The sequence below is a fragment of the Actinomadura harenae genome (genome assembly GCF_003696215.1).
Classification (GTDB): domain Bacteria; phylum Actinomycetota; class Actinomycetes; order Streptosporangiales; family Streptosporangiaceae; genus Spirillospora; species Spirillospora harenae.
On sequence record NZ_RFFG01000084.1, the window covers coordinates 16,520 to 35,544 of the forward strand.

Below are 19,025 nucleotides of genomic sequence, written 5' to 3' on the forward strand. Positions count from 1 at the left end.
ATATGCTCGAGGCCGAAGGGATCCGGGCGACGTGGCCAGGGAGCTCGCATGACGAGCCCGGTCACGGACCAGGGCTCGTTGACGAGCCGTCCGGGTCTCGACCTCTTTTCAGGGCGAGGAGGCGGCACTTGAGCAGCTTGCTCCTGCTGACCAACGCGTTGGAACCGTCCGACGAGATCCTGCCCGCGCTGGGCCTGCTGCTGCACCCGGTGCGCGTCGCGCCGGCCGAGGGGTCCGCGCTCATCGACGCCCCGCCCGCCGACGTCGTGCTGGTGGACGCGCGCCGCGACCTCGTCCAGGCCAAGAGCCTCTGCCGGCTGCTGCGCGCCACCGGACTCGACTGCCCGCTGCTGGGCGTCGTCACCGAGGGCGGCCTCGCCGCGCTCAGCCCCGAGTGGGGCCTGGACGACGTGCTCCTCCAGACCGCCGGACCCGCCGAGGTCGAGGCCCGGCTGCGGCTCGCGGTCGGCCGCGCCGCCGTCGCGGGCGAGGAGGACGTGCCCGGCGAGATCCGCAGCGGCGAGCTCACCATCGACGAGGCCACCTACACGGCCCGCCTGCGCGGCCGCGTCCTCGACCTCACCTTCAAGGAGTTCGAGCTCCTGAAGTACCTGGCGCAGCACCCCGGGCGCGTCTTCACCCGCGCCCAGCTGCTCCAGGAGGTCTGGGGCTACGACTACTTCGGCGGCACCCGCACCGTGGACGTCCACGTCCGCCGCCTCCGCGCCAAGCTCGGCGCCGAGTACGAGTCCCTCATCGGCACGGTCCGCAACGTCGGCTACCGCTTCGTCCCCGACCACCGTCCGGGCGACTCCGAAGAGAAGACCCCCGCCCGCGCCTGACCCGCTTCACCCGAGGCCCGCCCCGGCGGGTGACCGCCGGCCTCTCCGCGACCATGAACGCCGGCCCGCCGAACATCCGCACCTCCCGGACGTCCCTCCGACATTCCCGCGGACGAGCATGAACGCGCGGGTCGGAGGGCATGAAGCCCGATGACCCCCCGGTCTCGGCCTCTGGGGGTCCCCGATGTCCGTTCAGTACCCGCCGTCCGGCCCCGCCGGCCCTCAGGGCAGCGGTGCGGGGACGGCGCGGGCCGGAGGGATCAGCGGGTTCGCGGTGGCCTCGCTGGTGTTCAGCCTGCTGTGGTTGTGCGGGGTCGGCAGCGTGTTCGCCATCGTGTTCGGGGTGCTGGCGCTGCCGCGGATCAAGCGCAGGGGGCAGAGCGGGCGCGGGCTGGCCGTCGCGGGGCTCGTCCTCGGGGTGCTCGGGCTGCTCGCGGCGATCGGGCTCGGGCTGCTCGGCGGGGTCGTCGACCGGACGCACAAGACCCGGAACGCCGAGATCCTGCTCCAGGCCGGCGGCGCGGACGGGGTGACCAGCGCCGACGTCACCTACTCGTTCGGCGACAGCACCGGGAACGCCGCCGACGCGCGACTGCCGTGGAGCAAGCGGGAGCGGCGGGATCTGGGCGGGCTGGACATCGTCCGGGTCGTCACCCGGAACGGCACGGCGTCGGGAACCGTGAACTGCCGGATCACCGTCAACGGCAAGGTGGTCCAGTCGGCGACCGTCACGGGCGGCCACACGAGCGCGTCATGCACCTACAACCCGGTCGCCTCACACTGACCCGGCCGGACACGACCACCCCGGCTCAGGCCGCGGAGCTCCTGGCACCGCCCCCCGCCGGCGGCCCCTCATGGGAAGCGAAGACGAAGGTGGACGTCTCGTCGTCCAGGCGAATGGTGAGCGCGGAGTCCAGTGCACCGGCGAGCCGGGTCAGCAAGGGCAGCGTGGGCACCGAGTCCCCGCCCTCGATGTTGGAGATCTGGGGCTGCGTCATGCCCGCGCGCCGGGCGAGTTCCGCCTGGGACAGCCCCAGTTCGGTGCGGCGATCGTAAACGGCCTGACCGAGCCCGAGCGCATGCCCCGCTTCCCTGTAGCCGGGAGATTCCTCGACGGACTCCCCCATGAGCCGCCTGGTCCTCCGGGTCTTCCACTGGTCGTGGTTCATCGCCCGCCCTCCGAGGTCCGATCGTAGGTGTGCTCGGCCCTGTCGTGCCCGGCCTCGCACGCCCTCTGCGCCCGTCGCGCCCGCTCGACTTCCGCCTCCTCCCGCGGTCTGGACTTGCGGAACACCGTCAGCAGAACGACCCGCCGGCCCGGAGCAAGCCAGTAGGACAGGCGGACAGCGCTCCCGTCCAGAGTGAAGCGAAGCTCCCGGAGTGCGCCTCCAAGGTGCCGCGCGTACGGCTCGCCGAGGGTCGTCGGCCGGGCCGCGAGCATGTCGACCGCTCTCTCGACCTTGTCGTATTGCCGATCGGACAGCGTCCGCAGCCACTCCCGGATCTCCGGCTCGATCTCGATCCGCCACAGCTCGCTCACTCTGCGACTATATGAAGAATTGTATATCCGTGGGTGAGGATCCGGAAGCCTCCGGCGACCCGGGTCGGCTGGTGCCGGGGAGAGCTGCGGTTTAGCCGAAGCGGCCGGTGATGTAGTCCTCGGTGGCCTTCTGCTCGGGGTTGGTGAAGATCTTCGAGGTGTCGTCGATCTCGATGAGCTTGCCGGGCTTGCCGGTGCCGGCGATGTTGAAGAACGCGGTGCGGTCGCTGACCCGGGCGGCCTGCTGCATGTTGTGGGTCACGATCACGATCGTGTACTGGTTCTTCAGCTTGGCGATCAGGTCCTCGATGGCGAGGGTGGAGATCGGGTCGAGCGCCGAGCACGGCTCGTCCATCAGGAGCACCTGGGGCTGGACGGCGATCGCGCGGGCGATGCAGAGGCGCTGCTGCTGGCCGCCGGACAGGCCCGCGCCCGGCTTGCCGAGGCGGTCCTTGACCTCTTCCCAGAGGTTGGCGCCCTTCAGCGACTCCTCGACGATGTCGTCGAGCTGGGACTTGCGGCGGACGCCGTTCAGCTTGAGCCCCGCGGCGACGTTGTCGAAGATCGACATCGTCGGGAACGGGTTGGGCCGCTGGAAGACCATGCCGACGGTGCGGCGGACGGCGACGGGGTCGACGGACGGGCCGTAGAGGTCCTCGTCGTCCAGCATGACCTTGCCCTCGACGCGGGCGCCCGGGATGACCTCGTGCATCCGGTTCAGCGTGCGCAGGAAGGTGGACTTGCCGCAGCCGGACGGGCCGATGAAAGCCGTCACCGAGCGCGGCTCGACCGTCATCGAGATGTCCTCGATGGCGTGGGTGCCGCCGTAGTAGGCGTGCAGCCCGGAGACTTCGATCCGCTTGGCCATGAGACTTCGTACTCCTCGGGTGTCTAGCGTCCGGTGGGCTTGTACGCGCGTGCGACGAGCCGCGCCACCAGGTTGAACAGCATGATGATCAGGATCAGCACCAGCGCGCCGGTCCAGGCCCGGTCGACCGCGTTGTGGTTCGGGTCCGCGGCCTGGTCCCAGATGAAGGTGGGCAGGGACCCCTGCGGCCCGGTGAACGGGTCGGTGTTGATCGCCTTCGTGATGAAGATCGTCAGCAGCAGCGGGGCGGTCTCGCCCATGACGCGCGCGACGGCGAGCATCACGCCGGTGATGATGCCGGGCAGGGCGGTCGGCAGGACGACGAAGCAGATCGTCCGCCAGCGCGGCACGCCCAGCGCGAAGGACGCCTCGCGCAGGTCGTTCGGGACGAGCTTCAGCATCTCCTCGGCCGCCCGGATGACCGTCGGGATCATCAGGATGGCCAGGGACAGCGCGCCGGCGAAGCCGGAGAAGCCCATCTGCAGGGTGAGCAGCCACAGCGCCAGGACGAACAGGCCCGCGACGATCGACGGGATGCCGGTCATGACGTCCACGAAGAAGCTGACGACCTTGGCCAGCCTGCTCCGGCCACCGTACTCGACCAGGTAGACCGCGGCGAGCAGGGCGATCGGGACGGCGATCACGCTGGTGATCAGGACCTGCTCGAGGGTGCCGATGATCGCGTGGTAGGCGCCGCCGCCCGCGTCCTTGCCGGCCAGGCCGTTCATGGAGTGGCCGAAGAAGTCGGCGTCGAACCGCTTCGCGCCGTGCTTGACGACCGTCCACAGCAGCGAGACCAGCGGGATCACCGCGAGCGCGAACGCCAGGTAGACCAGGCCCTGGACGAGCCGGTCCTTGATCTTCCGCCCGGCCGAGACCGACCCGAGCGAGGTGGACGGGCTGCTCACACGAACTCCTTGCGGCGGGCGACGACCGCCCGGGCCGCCATGTTGACGACGAGGGTGATCACGAAGAGCACGAGGCCGGAGGCGATCAGCGCGCCGCGCCCGGTGCTGGTGGCCTCGCCGAAGCTCTTGGCGATGTTGGCGGCGAAGGTGTTGCCGCCGTCCTCCAGGATGTGGACGTTCACGCCGGGCGCGAAGGTGAGCACCATCGCGACGGCGATCGTCTCGCCCATGGCGCGGCCGAGGCCGAGCATGGACGCGCCGATCACGCCGGACCGGCCGTACGGCAGCACCGACAGCCGGATCATCTCCCAGCGGGTGGCGCCGAGCGCCAGCGCGGCCTCCACGTTCGCGCGCGGGACCTGGAGGAACACCTCGCGGGAGATGGACGAGATGATCGGCAGGATCATGATCGCCAGCACCACCGAGGCGGTGAAGATCGAGTTCTTGCCCGGGCTGTCGCCGCCGAAGAACGGGATCCAGCCGAGCACGGTGTTGAGGATCTTGCTGACCCCGTCCATGTGCGGGGCGAGGACGAGCAGGCCCCACAGGCCGTACACGATGGACGGCACGGCCGCGAGCAGGTCGACGACGTAGCCGAGGCCCGCCGACAGCTTGCGGGGCGAGTAGAAGGCGATGAACAGCGCGATCCCGATCGCGACCGGGGTGGCGATGATCAGCGCGAGCGCGGACGACACGACCGTGCCGAAGGCGAGCTGGACGATGCCGAACTTGGCCGGGGTGGCGTTCGGGTTCCAGTCCTGCGAGGTGAGGAAGTTCGCCTTGTTGGCCTGGAGCGCCGGGATCGCCTTCCAGACGAGGAAGACGGCGATCGCGGCCATGATCGCCAGCACCAGGATCCCGGAGCCGCGGGCGGCCCCGGCGAAGATCCTGTCACCGGCCTGGCCGGTGCTCAACCGCCGGCCGGGTGCGCGATGCCGCGCGCCGACCGCGGCGTCGACGCCGGACTGACTGCTCACGGGAGACCCTCCTGGTGGGGTGGGATGGGGTGAACCGGGGATAGCCCCCTGGCCAGCGGTGCTGGTCAGGGGGCTGCCGGAGTCATGGTCCTCGGGTGTCAGGAGAGGGCCTTGACGGACGTCTGGACCTTGGTGAGCACGCTGTCGGGCAGCGGCGCGTAGCCCAGGTTGGTGAGGATCTTCTGACCGTCAGCGCTGGAGGTGTAGGTCAGGAAGGACTTCACGAACTTCGACTGGTCGGCGGGGAGGCCCTTGGAGCAGGGGATCTCGTAGGTGACCAGGACGATCGGGTAGGCGCCGGACTCCTTGGTCGCGTAGTCGATCTTCAGCGCGACGTCGTTGCCGGTGCCGACGACCTGGGCGCCCGCGATGGCCTTGGACGCGGTCTCCGGGGACAGCTTGGTGTACTCGCCGGCGCCGTTCTTGACGTCGGCGGTCTTCAGGCTGTTGTTGGTCGCGTAGGACATCTCGACGTAGGAGATCGAGCCCTTGGTGCTCTTGACCTGCGCGGACACGCCGTCGGACTTGGTCGCGCCCTGGCCGACACCGTTCGGCCACTTCTTGGCCGGCTCCCAGGTCCACACGCCGGGGGCGGTGGTCTTGAGGTACTTGGTGAAGTTCTCCGTGGTGCCGGCCTCGTCGGCGCGGTAGATCGTCTTGATCGCGCCGGACAGCTTGACGCCGGCGTTCTCCTTGGTGATCGCCGGGTCGTCCCAGTTCTTGATCTTGCCGGCGAAGATCCCCGCGATGGTCTCGGGGGAGAGCTTCAGCGAGTCGGCGCCGTCCACGTTGTAGACGACGGCGATCGGGCCGACGACCATCGGGAGGTTCCAGGCCGGGGCGCCGCAGCGCTTCGCGGCGGCGGCCGCCTCCTCCGGCTTGAGCGCGGAGTCGGAGCCCGCGAACGAGACCTGGCCGCTGTTGAAGGACTGGATGCCCGCGCCGGAACCGGCCGGGTTGTAGTTCAGGTTGGCGCCCGCGCACTTGGCCGCGAAGAGCTTCGTCCACTCCTCGACGGCGTTCTTCTGGGCGCTCGAGCCGGCGGCGTTGACCGTGCCCTTGGCGCAGTCGATGTTGCCCGTGGGGGCCTCGCTGGCGCTGGTGCCGGAGTTGTTGTCGCTGCCGCAGGCGCTGAGGGCCAGGGCGCCCGCCACCACGACACCGCCCAGAGCGGCCAGCCGAGAACCGTTCTTCACCGCAAGATCTCCTCTAACGTCGTCAGCGGTGTCCCGACCGGAGGGTTTTGGACGTTTGTCCAGGTAGTGGGCTCACCGTCGAGTGTGAAGCTATGCGGGCGAAGTGTCCGGACGCCCCGATCCAGGTGAACGGGGGATGAACTCAAACTTCAACGACCGGGAAGACTGCCTCGACGCACCATGGACAAGGGGTTAACACCCCAGGTCACCCCCTTGTGGCAAGGGGTTCCGGCAGGATGGGGGCATGCCACATCTCCCGGTCAGCGACGGAAATCTCCTCTATTGGGAAGCCCACGGAACGCCCAAGGGGGCTCCGGCGATCGTCCTGCACGGCGGCCCGGGCTCCGGCTGCGGCGAGGGCTGGCTGAACTTCTTCGACCTGGACGTCCACCGCGTCCACCTGCTCGACCAGCGCAACTGCGGCCGCAGCCTGCCCCACGCGGCCGAGCCCGAGATCGATCTCAGCGCCAACACCACCCAGCACCTGGTCGCCGACGTCGAGCGGCTCCGCGAGCACCTCGGCATCGACCGCTGGACGGTCCTGGGCGGCTCCTGGGGCAGCACCCTCGCCCTCGCCTACGCCGAGGCCCACCCGGAGCGCGTGACCGACATGGTCCTGTTCTCCGTCGTCACGACCACGCACCGCGAGGTCGACTGGATCACCCGGGGCGTCGCGCGCCTGTTCCCCGGACGCTGGGAGGCGTTCCGTGACGGCGTCCCCGAGGCCGAGCGGGACGGGAACCTCGCCGCCGCCTACTCACGCCTCCTCCACTCCCCCGACCCCGACGTCCGGGACAAGGCCGCGCGCGACTGGTGCACCTGGGAGGACACCCACGTCCGGTTCGGGACCGAGTTCCAGCGCAGCCCCCGCTACGAGGACCCGGTGTTCCGGATGTGCTTCGCCCGCCTCGTCACCCACTACTGGAAGAACGCGGCGTTCCTGGGCGAGGACGAGCTGCTGCGCGGCGCGTCCCGGCTCGCCGGAATTCCGGGGACGCTCGTCCACGGGCGGCTGGACGTGAGCAGCTCGCCCGACATCCCCTGGAACCTCGCGCGCGCGTGGCCGGGCAGCGAGCTGAAGATCGTCGACGCGGGGCACTACGGAGGCGAGGACGCGATGGCGGCGGCCGTCAAGGCCGCCTTGAAGGCCCCGGCTCAGGTCGCGTACATCACGTCCACGGAATAGCGGGCGAACCCGAGCGTGTCGTAAAGGTGCATGGCCGACCGGTTGTCCTCGTCGACGTAGAGGAGGATGGCCGGGACGCCGCGGTCCCTCAGGTGGTGAAGGCCGGTGAGGGTCAGGGTGCGGCCCAGGCCGAGCCCCTGCGCGGACGGGTCGACACCGATGACGTAGACCTCGCCCAGCCCGTCCGGGTGGGTCTTCGTCCAGTGGAAGCCGATCAGGCGGCCGTCGCGCTCGGCCAGGAAGAAGCCCTCGGGGTCGAACCAGTCCTCGGCCTCGCGCGCGCGCACGTCGTCGATCGTCCACTGGCCCTGCTCGGGGTGGGTCGCGAACGCGCGGGCGTTGACCTCGAGCCACGCCTCCTCGTCCCGGCCGGGCTGGAAGGGACGGATCGTGACGCCGGGCGGCAGGACGACGTCGATCATCGGGTCGTCGGCCGACTTCCGCATCTGGAACAGGACGCGGCTGCGGGCCATCCCCTCGGACTCGCCCAGGCGCGCGGCCGCGGCCAGGTCGCCGTGGGCCCAGACGCGCAGCGGGCCGTCCGCCTTCTTCTTGAGCTCCCGCACCAGCCGGCGCCCGAACCCGCGCCGCCGGTGCTCCGGGTGGACGACCAGCTCCCCCGACGCGGGCTCGTCGTCGGTCGCGGGGTCGAGGTGGGCGTAGCCGACGACCGTGTCGTTCTCCCGGACGACCACACCGATCCGGCCCGCCTTCAGCGCGAGCATGGCGTGCTCCGAGAGCGGCGCGACACCGTCCACCTTGGTGGCGGCCTCGACCAGTTCGACGATCTGCGACTCCGTCATGATCACAGCCTAGGTCAGCGCGCCGGATTCGGAACCGGGCACCCCCGGATGTATCGCCCCGGACAGGTGGACACGCCGTAACAGGGGGCGCTGACTGGCAAAACGTCACGAAACCGTCATGAGGTCGTATGGATCGCGACGCGCCGGACGGTTAGGTTCGCGAACCATGATCCGACCTCGTCTCACACTGGCCGCGGCGACCGCCGCGGTGGCGGTGACCGCGATCGCGGCGCAGCCCGCCGGGGCGGAGCCGTCGCACGGCCACGGCAGGACCGTGCCCGTGCGGCTGCTCGCCCTCAACGACTTCCACGGCAACCTCGAGGCGCCGACCGGCAGCTCCGGGACCGCCGTCGACGACAACGGCCAGCCCGTCCCCGCGGGCGGCGCCGCCTACATCGCCGCGCACATCAAGCGGCTCCAGAACCACAACACGCTGAAGGTCGCGCAGGGCGACCTCATCGGCGCCTCCCCGCTGATCTCCGCCGCGTTCCACGACGAGCCGTCGGTGCAGTTCATGAACGACATCGGCCTGACCGCGTCGGCCGTGGGCAACCACGAGTTCGACGAGGGCCTGACCGAGCTGAAGCGCATCCAGAACGGCGGCTGCCACCCCGTCGACGGCTGCTCCCCCGCCGGGAAGTGGAAGGGCGCGAAGTTCGACTACCTCGGGGCCAACGTGCTCCAGGAGTCGACGAACGAGCCCGCCCTCAAGCCCTGGACGATCCGCAAGATCAACGGCGTGCGCGTCGGCTTCATCGGCGTCGTCACCAAGACCACGCCGACCATCGTCACCGCGGACGGCATCAAGGGCCTGAGGTTCGACGACGAGGTCGCCGCGGCCAACCGGTCCGCGCGCGAGCTCAGGAAGCGCGGCGTCCACGCGATGGTGCTGCTCGTCCACGAGGGCGACAACGTCGTCCAGGGCTCCAAGCCGAACGACTGCGGCGTCGTGCCGGGCGCGGGCACCCGCATCGCCGCCGAGGCCGACCCGGACATCGACGTCGTCCTCTCCGGGCACACCCACCAGCAGTACGTCTGCACGGTCAAGGACCCGAAGGGGCAGCCGCGGCTGTACTCGTCCGGCTCGTCCTTCGGCCGCGTCATCACGCAGGTCGACCTCCAGGTGGACCGGAGGACCGACGACATCGTCCGGTCGTCCATGAAGGGCGTCAACCACGTCGTCACCCGCGACGTGAAGCCGGACGGGCCGACCGCGACGTTCGTCCAGACCTGGAAGGACCGGGTCTCGACGATCGCGAACAAGAAGATCGGCACGATCGGCGCCGAGCTCAACCGCAAGCAGAGCCCGGCCGGTGAGACCACGCTCGGCGACGTCATCGCCGACGCGCAGCTCGAGGCCGTCAAGGACAAGGGCGCGCAGGTCGCCGTCACGAACCCGGGCGGCGTCCGCGCCGACCTGGTGTTCAAGGACAACGGCACCGTCACCTACGGCGACGCGTTCGCCGTCCAGCCGTTCAGCAACGTCACCGGCGTCACCACGCTGACCGGCAGGCAGCTGGACGACATGCTCGAGCAGCAGTGGACGAGCGCGGGCGAGAAGATCCTGCAGCCGTCCTCCGGCCTGCACTTCACCATCGACCGCACCAAGCCGATCGGCGACCGCGTCTCGGACATCACCATCGACGGCAAGCCCGTCGACCCGGCCGCGTCCTACAAGGTCGCCGCGAACAACTTCCTGCTCGGCGGCGGGGACGGCTTCACCGTCTTCACCCAGGGCAAGGACCAGGTGCTCGGCCCGATCGACCTGGACGCGCTGGTGAGCTACCTCGGCTCCCACTCGCCCATCGCCCCGCCCGCGCTGGACCGCATCGCCGGCAAGTAACCCCTGACGACGACGAGGGCCGCCCCCAGCCGGGGACGGCCCTCGTTCTCATTGCTCCGGGTGCTAGGCCCCGAAGAAATGGACGATGTAGTAAACGACGGCGGCCACGATGGCGGCGGCGGGCATCGTCAGCACCCAGGCGATGACGATGTTCCCCGCGATGCCCCACCGGACGGCCGAGAGCCGCTTGGTCGAGCCCACGCCCATGATCGAGGCGGTGATCGTGTGCGTGGTCGAGATTGGAGCGTGCCAGATGTACGCGGTCAGGTACAGGATGACCGAGGCCGTCGCCTCGGCGGCGAAGCCCTTCGGCGGATCGACCTCGATGACCTTGCGCCCGAGCGTGCGCATGATGCGCCAGCCGCCCGCGTACGTCCCGGCCGACAGCGCGCCCGCGCAGAGCACGATGACCCACCACGGGACGGAGTTGCCGTCCGAGTGGCCCGTCGTGACCAGCGCGAGGACGATGATGCCCATCGTCTTCTGCGCGTCCTGGAGGCCGTGTCCCAGCGCCAGCGACGAGGCGGACAGCGTCTGCGCGATCCGGAACCGGCGGCCGACCTTGCTGGGGTTCTTCTTACGGAAGATCCACAGGATGGCCAGCATCACGCAGTACGCGGCGATGAACCCCACGATCGGCGAGACGACCATCGGGATCGCGACCTTGTCGATCACCTTGGCCCAGGCCACCGAGGACGCCGAGGCGAGCCCGGCGCCGACCACGCCGCCGATGAGGGCGTGCGAGGACGACGAGGGCAACCCGAAGTACCAGGTGATGAGGTTCCAGGCGATCGCGCCGATCACGCCCGCGGCGACCACGGTCAGGCCGTGCAGCCCGCTGGGCGGGGTGATCACCTCGCTGACCGTCTTGGCGACCTGGACGCCCAGCAGCGCGCCGAGCATGTTCATCACGGCCGCCATGAGGAGCGCGACGCGCGGTGTGAGGGCGCGCGTCGAGATCGCCGTGGCGATCGCGTTGGCCGCGTCGTGGAAGCCGTTGGTGTAGTCGAAGACCAGCGAGACCAGGACGACGAGCAGGAGCATCGCGACCTGCGACTCCGCCCGCACCCCCGTCACACCGAGCAGGATGACGACCAGCAGCCCGATCGGCAGCGCGTACCAGAACCGGTGCGGGCCGCGACGGACCTGCTCGGCCAGGGTCGGCTCCTCGCCGGGGACGGAGGCGTCCTTGCTGAGGACCGCCCCCGGACCGCCGGGAACGCTCATGATTCCTTGACCGCGATCGTCTCGACCGTGTTGGCGACGTGCTCGAACGCGTCGGCCGCCTCCTCGAGCCGGTCGATGACCTGCTTCAGCTTCAGAACGGTCAGGGTGTCGTAGTCGCCCGAGAACAACTTGGCCAGCAGCTTCCGGTAGACCCGGTCGCCCTCGTTCTCCAGCCGGTTGATCTCGATCCAGTACTCGTTGAGCTCCTTCATCGAGCGCAGCCGCGGCATGGCCTCGGCGGTGAGCTCGGCGGCGCGCTCCAGGACCTCGACCTGGTGCACGATCTCCTTCGGGAACTCGTCGATCTTGTAGAGCACGACGAGGTCGGCGGCCTCCTCCATCTCGTCCATGACGTCGTCGATCTGGGAGGCCAGTCGGTAGATGTCCTCGCGGTCGAACGGCGTGATGAACGTTTCGTTCAGCCGCCGCATGATCGCGTGGGTGGCCTCGTCGCCCGCGTGCTCGCAAGCGCGCATCTTCTCAGCGATGGCTCCCCGGTCGGTGCCGTCGCTGATGAGCTCCACGAGCAACCTGGCGCCGGTGACCAGGTTGTTCGCCGAATCGGCGAACATGTCGTAGAAGCTGTCCTCACGCGGCGTGAGACGCAAACGCACGTCGTTCTCCTGAGATGCCGGAACAGTCCGCTGTGGATCGTAGGCGCAACCGGCCGTAAAAAGAACTTTCGCCCCAGCTTCGACCGCCGTCCTCCATCCTCTCATCTACAAGGTTGCCCTAGATCACGACATGCACACCCGCGACACACAGCCCTGTCCAGCGGGATGTGCCGCCTCAGCGGGGACGTCACAGAGCGTGATCCAGGACGCGAAGTGATTTTCGTTACAGGAGGGCGTTCGAGGGCCTCGCGGGGCCCCGGAAGGGGCTCGCGGGGCGTTCGGGAGGCGCACGGAGGAGGCTCGCGGGGCGTTCGGGAGGGCCTCGGGAGGGCCTCGCCGTGAGGGGGCCGGAGGGGCAAAAGCGGGTGCCGGGCGTCCGCTGGGACGTCCCGGCACCGGTTGGCCTGCCGACGAGCCGTCGCGCTATTCGCGTGACGACAGCTCGCGAAGACCGGGTTCGCGTCCGGACCTCACCCCGAGCACCATGTCGATCTCGGCGAGCGTGAGCGGCCGCTCGGCCGCCGCCACCGCGCTGAGCATCTCGGCGTAGAGTTCGATCTCGTCAAGTGCGACCCGGTCATGGACGCGCAGGTCGAGATTCCGCTGGCGCACCGCGTCCACCTCCTGGTTGCGTTTCGCGTCCGCCACCTGCGATGACACCGTCTCCGCGCAGGGACGGGCCGCACCCACTGCCCACGTCAAGGGTACGGTCCCGGTCCGCCGGGACGCATGACCCAAGAGGGCCATTCGGGGACCACTCCCGCCCCGTTCCTTCCCTGACCCGCCCGGATGATGCGCCCCCGCCCGCCCGGGTCATTCCACCGGGCCCGTTTTGCGGGCCCGTTTTGCGGGCCGTTCCGCCGGGGCCGTCAGTAGCCCTCGTGCAGGCCGCCCATCATCTGCTCGAGCGAGGACTCGGGCAGGTCGTTCACGGTGAGGCGGGCGACGGTGGACGCGTCGACGTCCGCCCCCGCGAGCCGCGCGGCCTGCCGGGCGATCGTCCCCTCGAACAGTTCGCGGACGGTGCGGGCGTAGCCGAAGGACGGGTCGCCGCGCATCTGCTCGAACCGGCTCAGCAGCTCGACGCGCAACTCCTCGTCCAGCATGTAGAGGTCGCGTTCGGCGTAGGACTGGAACAGCCCGACCAGCTCCCGGTCACCGAGCGGCTCGAACTCGATGACCTGGCCGAACTCGGCGTAGAAGTCCGGGTTGGCGGCGAGGAAGGGGTGCAGGCCGTCCGGCGGTCCGGCGCACACGACGAGCAGCCGGTGGCCGTCCCGGCGGAGCACCGAGCGCAGCTCGTCGACCACCTCGGGGACGCGGTCGAGCAGGTGCGACTCCTGGACGAGCAGGACCCCGCCGAGCGCCTGCTCGACCATCCCGCGCACGCGCGCCTCGGTGTCGTGCCCGTCGCGTCCGGTGAGGTGGACGGGACGGCACGCGACCACGTGTCCCGAGCCGAGCAGGCCGAGCGCGGCGAAGATCCCGCCGACCAGGCCCGCGACGGTCGACTTGCCGGTGCCGTGCGGGCCGGACAGCAGCAGGTGCAGCGGCCGGTGCTCGGTCACCCCGTACCGGGCGCGGTCGGCGGCGACGCGCGCGTCCTCGACGAGCTCGTGGACGGTGTTCTTCACGTCGTCCAGGCCGCGCAGGGCGTCGAGCTGCCGCAGGTAGCCGTCGATGTCGCCGGGCGGGCGCAGCGCCGGCTCCAGGCCCTCGGCGATGCCGTGGAAGTCCTGCGGGTCCAGGACGAGGCGGTCGCGCGAGGCGCCCGCCCGTTCCAGGTGCCGCTGGCACGCGGTGTCCAGGTACGTCTCGACCAGGCGCGCGTTCACCAGGTCGCCGGGGCCGCGCAGGCGGCCCAGGTCCTCGCGGGCGGTCTCGAGGGCGACGCCGCCGACCGTGACGCGCCGCTCGTCGGCGAGCAGGTGCAGCAGCGTCATCCGGTTCTCGGGGTCGGCGAGGTCGGGCAGCCGGTACACCCGGAACGTCTCGACCAGCCGCGGGTGGTCGGTGAGCATCCGCTTGTACGCGGACGGCTCGCACGTCGCGACGAGCGCGGTGTCGGCGGCCGGGTCGCGGCGCGCGCGCCGCACCGCCGACGCGATCGCCGCCGCGTCGGACGCCGCGAACAGCGCCGCGTCCAGCCGCTCGAACAGGATCGCCGGGCCGCGCTGGGCGAGGACCTGCTTCATCAGGTCGGCCGCGGTCGGCGGGGCCACGCCGTCCACCATGGTCTTCGGCGGAGCGCCCGACGCGGACCCGGATCCCGACTCGCGGACGTCGTCGGCGTCGTGCGCGCGGATCGTCTTGTCGCCGAGGCCGGCCTCGGCGAGGGTCAGCGCGATCAGGCGCGCGAGCCGCCGCTGCCCGGTGTGCGGCGCGCCGACCAGCAGCACGCTCGGCACCCCGCGCCGGATGCCGGACGCGTCGTCGACGCGGGTCGAGTCGTCCCCGGCGGTCAGCACGGCGTTGAACGCCTCGGCCTGCTCGCGGACGCCGTCGAGGAGCTCGGCGGCGTCCTGCGCGCCGGACACGAACCCGATGCCGTACCGCTCCAGGACGCGCCGCTCGGTGCGGTCGCTCGGCGGCGGGATCTCGTGCACGGGACGTTCGGGCGACGGCGTCTGCTCGAAGTCGAAGTCGAAGCCGCCGATCATCGTCCCGGACATCACGCGCGTGCCGGGCGGGTCCGCCTTCTGCGGCGGCGGCCCGGCGGCCCCTGGGGGCGTTCCCGCGGCACCCGTGTCGTCCGGGCCGAGCACGCGTGTCCGGGATGGCGGCGGCTTGCCGGGCTGGGGCGGGACGACCGGCGGCGCCTGCTGCTGGAACGCCGCGGGCTCGTCGAACCGCGTGCCGTGCGGATCGATCGGTTCCGGCCTCCCCATGCCCGGCGCCTGCACGGGCGCGCCCGGGTGGCCCGCCGGACCGTCCGGGTAGCCGGAAGGCTGAGGCATGCCCTGCTCATAGGACGGGACAGGCGGCTGCGCGGGGGGCGCGGACCCGGACGGCGCGTAGCCCAGCGCCGCGTACGGCGGGTGATGCGCGGCGTTCTGCTCGTCCCTGGGGGGACCTCCGTCCGGCTTGGTCGCCTCCTCCAGGTCGTGCGGCGGCGTCACCGGCGGGCCGTACTGGTTGAACGCAGCGGGCGCCCCGGCCCCCGGACCCGCGTTCGGCGGGGCGAACCGACCGGGAGGCCGGCCCGGGGGCTGGCTCGGGGCCTGAATCGGGGGCTGGTTCGCGGACGGCACCATGCCACCGCCCGACGGCTGGAAGCCGAGGGCCGTGTACGGCGGGGCGAAGCTCTCCTGCTGCTCGTCCTTCGCGGTGGACGGCTTGGGCACGTGCGGAGCGGGCGCGCCGAACTGCGGGTCGGCGGACGGCGCGGGCTGTGCGGGCTGCGCGGGCTGCGCGAACGCCCGGTCGGCCTGCGCGGGCGGCTGCACGAACGGCTGGTCCTGGTTCGCCGGGGGCTGGACGTGAGGCTGCGCGTAGGGCTGGGCGTACGGCTGCGCGGGCGGCTGGACGGCCTGGCCCGGAACGCCCGGCTGGCCGAACGCGCCCTGCGCGGCGTCCTGAGGCGGATATCCGGGCACGGCGGGCGGACCGAACCCGCCGGGGACGGGAGGCTGCCCGAGAGGCTGTGGAGCCTCTCCAGGGCCGGACGGACCTCCTGAGGCTCCCGGCATGCCCGGGCCGCCGGGCGGCGCGTACGGCGACTGGGGCGGCTGCGGGGGCTGTCCCGGCTGCGCGGGCTGGACGGCCAGACCGAACGGCGACGGCGGCTGCCCGTGAACGTTCTGCTTCGGGACGGCGATGCCGGTGCTCGTGCGCGCGGTCGCGCGCGTGCGCTCGGGTCCGATGATGCCCGCGACGATCGCGTTCGGCGTCGGGAACCCGCGCGGGCGCGCGGGCATGCCCCCGGCGAGGCGGCACCACGCGAGGTCGAGCTCGTACATCGCGGCGAGCAACGCGTCCGCGCCCTCCCCGGACGCGGCGACCGCCGACCGCAGCGGCTCGGCGAGGGCCAGGTCGTCCGGCCAGAGCCGGCGCAGCGGATGCCCGGGAGTGTTCATCACGGCCTGCACCGTGTACCGGATCTCCGGGTCCAGCCACGGGACGATCGAGGACGCGACGTCCTCGCGCACGACGGCGAGGTCGGCGGCGAGCAGCGCGGCGGCGACCATGCGCGGCTCGATGTAGGACGGGTCGGACGCGTCGCCCGTGATGCCCGCGACGGCCTCGGCGAACGTGTAGAACGCGTGCCGGAAGCTGTCGCCCGGCGAGCTCTCGGTGCGCAGCGCGGGCACCAGGTGCGGCGGGCAGCGCGTCAGCCACTGCTGGACGATCGCCTCGTCCCCGTAGGGAAGCGCGCCGTAGTCGACGGTCGGGTTGCCGAGCGTCGCGCCCGCCATCGCGAGCAGCGCGTCCGCGCGCGCCTGGAAGCGCGGGTCGTCGCGCAGCGCGCTGGCCGTCGCCCAGATCGTCCGCAGGACGACGACGGCGGAGTCGACGCGCCCGGCGCGCAGCCGCTCGGCGTACAGGCCGACGAGCTGCGACAGCGGGGGCGGGGTGAGCCAGCGCGGGCCGTCCACGTCGATCAGCGGGGTCGCCCGGTGGCGCGCCCACAGTCCGGCCATCTGGGAGTCGTGGCGGGCGTCGAACGCGGGCGCGGCCGCGCACCACAGCATGACGCCCCAGGTGGCGACGACCGTGGACGGCGTCCGCGCGGTGAAGATCTTGCCGTCGTGCGGGTACTCCGCGGGCGCCAGCGCGGCGGCGGAGGCGAGGGTGCTGCGCATCCGCGCGGTCAGCTCGGGCGCGAGCCCGCGCCGGACGAACGTCAGCGACGGCGACGGGTCGTAGGAGAAGTCGGGCCCGGCGGGCACGACGTGCGGCGGGAGCTGCGGCGCCTGCCCGCCCGCGTACTGCGCGGGGCGCGCCCCGGCGCGGACGGCGGGCGCGTGCGGCGGCGGGCACAGGTACCACTGGCCGTCGGACGGCTGGAGCCGGTACCAGCGGGCCCACGCGCCGAACAGCCACCACGTGCCGTCCGGGAGGACGAGCATGCGTCCCGCGATCGCGTGCTGACGCTGCTGGGGCGGCGCCGACCGCCACCACCCCGCGGCCACCATCGCCCTCGTGTCCCGCTCGGCCGCCGCGAACGGGTCCTGCCCGGGCGGCGGGCCGTTCCCTCGTCCCGGTCCCCACACCACGTGGTCATCGTAGCCGTGTCAAGGAAGCACCAACCCTGCCGGATCGCACCGGCCGCAATTCACCACGAACGGCGCATCGGATCGTGGACGTGGCCGCCGGTCGCTCCGCGTCATCACCGCCAGGTCGCGCGCGCGTGCCTCTTGGCCTTTTCCATGTACACGTCCGGTGTGTACCGCAGGACGGCGCGGTCGTCGTCGGTGAGCTCGCGGACGACCTTTCCCGGCGTCCCCGCGACGAGCACGCCGGACGGGATCTTCTTGCCCGGCGGGACGAGCGCGCCCGCGGCGATGAGCGTGTTCGCGCCGATCCGCGCGCCGTTCAGGACGATCGCGCCGATGCCGATGAGCGACCCCGTCTCCACGTGGGCGCCGTGCACCATCGCCTTGTGCCCGAGGCTGACCCGGTCCTCCAGGACGGCGGGCATGCCCGGGTCGGCGTGCAGGCAGCTCAGGTCCTGGATGTTGCATTCGTCCCCGACGACGATCTCCTCGTCCTCGCCGCGCAGGACCGAGCCGTACCAGACGCTCGCCGCGCGGCCGAGCCGGACGCGTCCGACCACGACCGCGCCGGGGGCGATCCACGCGTCCGGGTGGATCTCGGGCCTGTCGTCGTCCAGCGCACCCACGTAGTTCATGCGGCCGATGGTAGGACGGAGGGGCCGGGCGGGAGGCGCGCGCCCCGGTGCCGAGGCCGCGATATATACGGTGATTGGATAGTTTGTCTTCCTGGCTCAGGTTAAGAAACGGCAGCGAGAACGGCATTCCGGTTGCGCGAATGGGGTGGACCGGACAACAGTCGATGCCGAGTTCATGCAACCGAACGTCCTTGAGCCGTCCCTGATCCCGCAAGGGGTGATCATCACCCCCCGCCACGACCCCCAAGGCATCATGAGCAACGACGCGGAAATCCTGCCGAACCTCCTCCGGGAGGAATCCTTCGAGATCGTCATGCGCGGCTACAACCGCCGCCAGGTCGACGAGTTCATCGCCCGCAGCCAGAACCAGATCCGCGAGCTCGAGGCACGGCTCGCCCGCGCCCTCGACGACGTCGAGCGCACCCGCCGGGAGATGGCCGAGGTCCGGGAGGCCCGCAAGCCCACCGGCGACGACCTGTCCGACCGGCTCCGGCAGATCATCAACCTCGCCGAGGACGAGGCGAAGGACAAGATGGCCGACGCCGAGGCCAAGGGCGCCCAGATCCGCAAGGACGCCGAGCACGAGTCCAAGCGGATCGTGGACGACGCCCGCGGGCACGCCGACCGCGACCTCGCGCACGCGCGGGAGAAGGCCGAGCAGGTGCTCGCCGCCGCCAAGAAGGAGTCCGAGAACGTCCTGACGGCCGCCAAGCAGGAGGCCGAGCAGACGGTGACGAGCGCGCGCCTCGAGGCCGAGCGCACCCTCACCTCCGCCGAGCGCCGCGCCAACGTCATCAACGAGGGCGCCACCCAGCGGCTGAACCACCTCACCAAGAACCACACGCAGGCGCTGCAGCGGCTGACCGAGATCTCCGAGACGCTGCACCGGCTGCTCACCGCCGAGAACGAGGCGGGCCCGCTGGAGCGGATGGTCGAGGACGCCGTCCGGGCCCCGGCCGCGCGCAAGCGCCCGGCCCCGCCCCAGCAGCAGGCCCCGCTCCCGAACCCGCCGCAGCCGCCCGTCCCGGCCGTGTCACAGGCCACGTCCGCGTCCCCGTCCCCGTCCTCCTCACAGGCCCCCGCGCCCGCCGCCCCGCCGGAGCCGGTCGTCGCCAAGCCCGTGTCCGCCAAGCCGGTGTCCGCCATCCCGCGGACGCCTCCGCCGCCGGC

Annotated in this window: 17 protein-coding genes; 5 read left to right on the forward strand and 12 right to left on the reverse strand. The window is 71.5% G+C overall.

Going from position 1 to position 19,025, the window contains the following annotated elements:
- The first annotated feature begins 128 nt into the window (after nt 1-128).
- Nucleotides 129-842 carry a winged helix-turn-helix transcriptional regulator gene (locus tag EBO15_RS32610; RefSeq protein WP_122198325.1) on the forward strand — a complete coding sequence of 238 codons (714 nt, stop codon included), beginning with the start codon at nt 129-131 and terminating at the stop codon, nt 840-842.
- Nucleotides 843-1,026: 184 nt separating this feature from the next.
- The gene (locus tag EBO15_RS32615) at nt 1,027-1,626 is read left to right on the forward strand and encodes a DUF4190 domain-containing protein (RefSeq protein WP_122198326.1); all 600 of its coding nucleotides are present in this window, start codon (nt 1,027-1,029) and stop codon (nt 1,624-1,626) included.
- Between the two features lie 25 nt (nt 1,627-1,651).
- On the opposite strand, the gene EBO15_RS32620 is transcribed toward EBO15_RS32615, so the two are convergent.
- From EBO15_RS32620 to pstS, 6 genes are all read right to left on the reverse strand, one after another.
- On the reverse strand, nt 1,652-2,011 hold the full coding sequence (locus EBO15_RS32620; RefSeq protein ID WP_122198327.1) for a helix-turn-helix domain-containing protein: 360 nt from the start codon (nt 2,009-2,011) through the stop codon (nt 1,652-1,654).
- The gene (locus EBO15_RS32625; protein ID WP_122198328.1) at nt 2,008-2,382 is read right to left on the reverse strand and encodes a type II toxin-antitoxin system RelE/ParE family toxin; all 375 of its coding nucleotides are present in this window, start codon (nt 2,380-2,382) and stop codon (nt 2,008-2,010) included. Before EBO15_RS32625 ends, EBO15_RS32620 begins: the two co-directional genes overlap by 4 nt.
- Before the next feature lie 91 nt (nt 2,383-2,473).
- Nucleotides 2,474-3,250 carry a phosphate ABC transporter ATP-binding protein PstB gene (gene pstB / locus EBO15_RS32630; RefSeq protein ID WP_122198329.1) on the reverse strand — a complete coding sequence of 259 codons (777 nt, stop codon included), beginning with the start codon at nt 3,248-3,250 and terminating at the stop codon, nt 2,474-2,476.
- Nucleotides 3,251-3,273: 23 nt separating this feature from the next.
- Complete coding sequence (pstA, locus tag EBO15_RS32635) at nt 3,274-4,158, reverse strand: phosphate ABC transporter permease PstA (RefSeq protein WP_122198330.1); 885 nt, start codon at nt 4,156-4,158, stop codon at nt 3,274-3,276.
- On the reverse strand, nt 4,155-5,072 hold the full coding sequence (pstC, locus tag EBO15_RS32640; RefSeq protein WP_378238594.1) for a phosphate ABC transporter permease subunit PstC: 918 nt from the start codon (nt 5,070-5,072) through the stop codon (nt 4,155-4,157). Before pstC ends, pstA begins: the two co-directional genes overlap by 4 nt.
- Nucleotides 5,073-5,233: 161 nt before the next feature.
- The gene (gene pstS / locus EBO15_RS32645; protein WP_122198332.1) at nt 5,234-6,331 is read right to left on the reverse strand and encodes a phosphate ABC transporter substrate-binding protein PstS; all 1,098 of its coding nucleotides are present in this window, start codon (nt 6,329-6,331) and stop codon (nt 5,234-5,236) included.
- Between the two features lie 244 nt (nt 6,332-6,575).
- Here pstS and pip point away from each other — a divergent pair, with 244 nt between their 5' ends.
- A complete protein-coding gene (pip, locus tag EBO15_RS32650) occupies nt 6,576-7,517 on the forward strand; it encodes a prolyl aminopeptidase (protein WP_122198333.1) in 942 nt (313 codons plus the stop codon).
- On the opposite strand, the gene mshD is transcribed toward pip, so the two are convergent.
- Complete coding sequence (gene mshD / locus EBO15_RS32655; protein ID WP_122198339.1) at nt 7,487-8,320, reverse strand: mycothiol synthase; 834 nt, start codon at nt 8,318-8,320, stop codon at nt 7,487-7,489. The genes pip and mshD overlap by 31 nt on opposite strands.
- A gap of 166 nt (nt 8,321-8,486) precedes the next feature.
- On the opposite strand from mshD, the gene EBO15_RS32660 reads away from it, so the two are divergent.
- The gene (locus EBO15_RS32660) at nt 8,487-10,163 is read left to right on the forward strand and encodes a bifunctional metallophosphatase/5'-nucleotidase (protein WP_122198334.1); all 1,677 of its coding nucleotides are present in this window, start codon (nt 8,487-8,489) and stop codon (nt 10,161-10,163) included.
- 63 nt (nt 10,164-10,226) lie between these two features.
- Here the strand turns inward: EBO15_RS32660 and EBO15_RS32665 are convergent, their stop codons facing one another.
- From EBO15_RS32665 to EBO15_RS32685, 5 genes are all read right to left on the reverse strand, one after another.
- The gene (locus EBO15_RS32665) at nt 10,227-11,390 is read right to left on the reverse strand and encodes an anion permease (protein ID WP_456047882.1); all 1,164 of its coding nucleotides are present in this window, start codon (nt 11,388-11,390) and stop codon (nt 10,227-10,229) included.
- A complete protein-coding gene (locus EBO15_RS32670) occupies nt 11,387-12,004 on the reverse strand; it encodes a DUF47 domain-containing protein (protein ID WP_122198335.1) in 618 nt (205 codons plus the stop codon). The genes EBO15_RS32665 and EBO15_RS32670 overlap by 4 nt, the downstream gene beginning before the upstream one ends.
- Nucleotides 12,005-12,427: 423 nt before the next feature.
- Nucleotides 12,428-12,664 (reverse strand): hypothetical protein, encoded by a 237-nt coding sequence (locus EBO15_RS32675; protein ID WP_233616579.1) that lies wholly within the window; start codon nt 12,662-12,664, stop codon nt 12,428-12,430.
- Between the two features lie 209 nt (nt 12,665-12,873).
- On the reverse strand, nt 12,874-17,220 hold the full coding sequence (locus EBO15_RS32680; protein WP_122198336.1) for an ATP-binding protein: 4,347 nt from the start codon (nt 17,218-17,220) through the stop codon (nt 12,874-12,876).
- A 113-nt stretch (nt 17,221-17,333) separates the two neighbouring features.
- The gene (locus tag EBO15_RS32685; protein ID WP_122198337.1) at nt 17,334-17,855 is read right to left on the reverse strand and encodes a gamma carbonic anhydrase family protein; all 522 of its coding nucleotides are present in this window, start codon (nt 17,853-17,855) and stop codon (nt 17,334-17,336) included.
- Between the two features lie 175 nt (nt 17,856-18,030).
- On the opposite strand from EBO15_RS32685, the gene EBO15_RS32690 reads away from it, so the two are divergent.
- Nucleotides 18,031-19,025, forward strand: a 995-nt coding sequence (locus EBO15_RS32690; protein ID WP_233616580.1) for a DivIVA domain-containing protein, incomplete at its 3' end; no start/stop codon positions are given.

Coding starts and splice junctions, on each gene's coding strand:
- pip (WP_122198333.1), top strand. CDS start 6,576: ATGCCACATCTCCCGGTCAGCGACGGAAATCTCCTCTATTGGGAAGCC.
- EBO15_RS32685 (WP_122198337.1), bottom strand. CDS start 17,855: ATGAACTACGTGGGTGCGCTGGACGACGACAGGCCCGAGATCCACCCG.
- EBO15_RS32615 (WP_122198326.1), top strand. CDS start 1,027: ATGTCCGTTCAGTACCCGCCGTCCGGCCCCGCCGGCCCTCAGGGCAGC.
- EBO15_RS32660 (WP_122198334.1), top strand. CDS start 8,487: ATGATCCGACCTCGTCTCACACTGGCCGCGGCGACCGCCGCGGTGGCG.
- mshD (WP_122198339.1), bottom strand. CDS start 8,320: ATGACGGAGTCGCAGATCGTCGAACTGGTCGAGGCCGCCACCAAGGTG.
- pstB (WP_122198329.1), bottom strand. CDS start 3,250: ATGGCCAAGCGGATCGAAGTCTCCGGGCTGCACGCCTACTACGGCGGC.
- EBO15_RS32665 (WP_456047882.1), bottom strand. CDS start 11,390: ATGAGCGTTCCCGGCGGTCCGGGGGCGGTCCTCAGCAAGGACGCCTCC.
- EBO15_RS32620 (WP_122198327.1), bottom strand. CDS start 2,011: ATGAACCACGACCAGTGGAAGACCCGGAGGACCAGGCGGCTCATGGGG.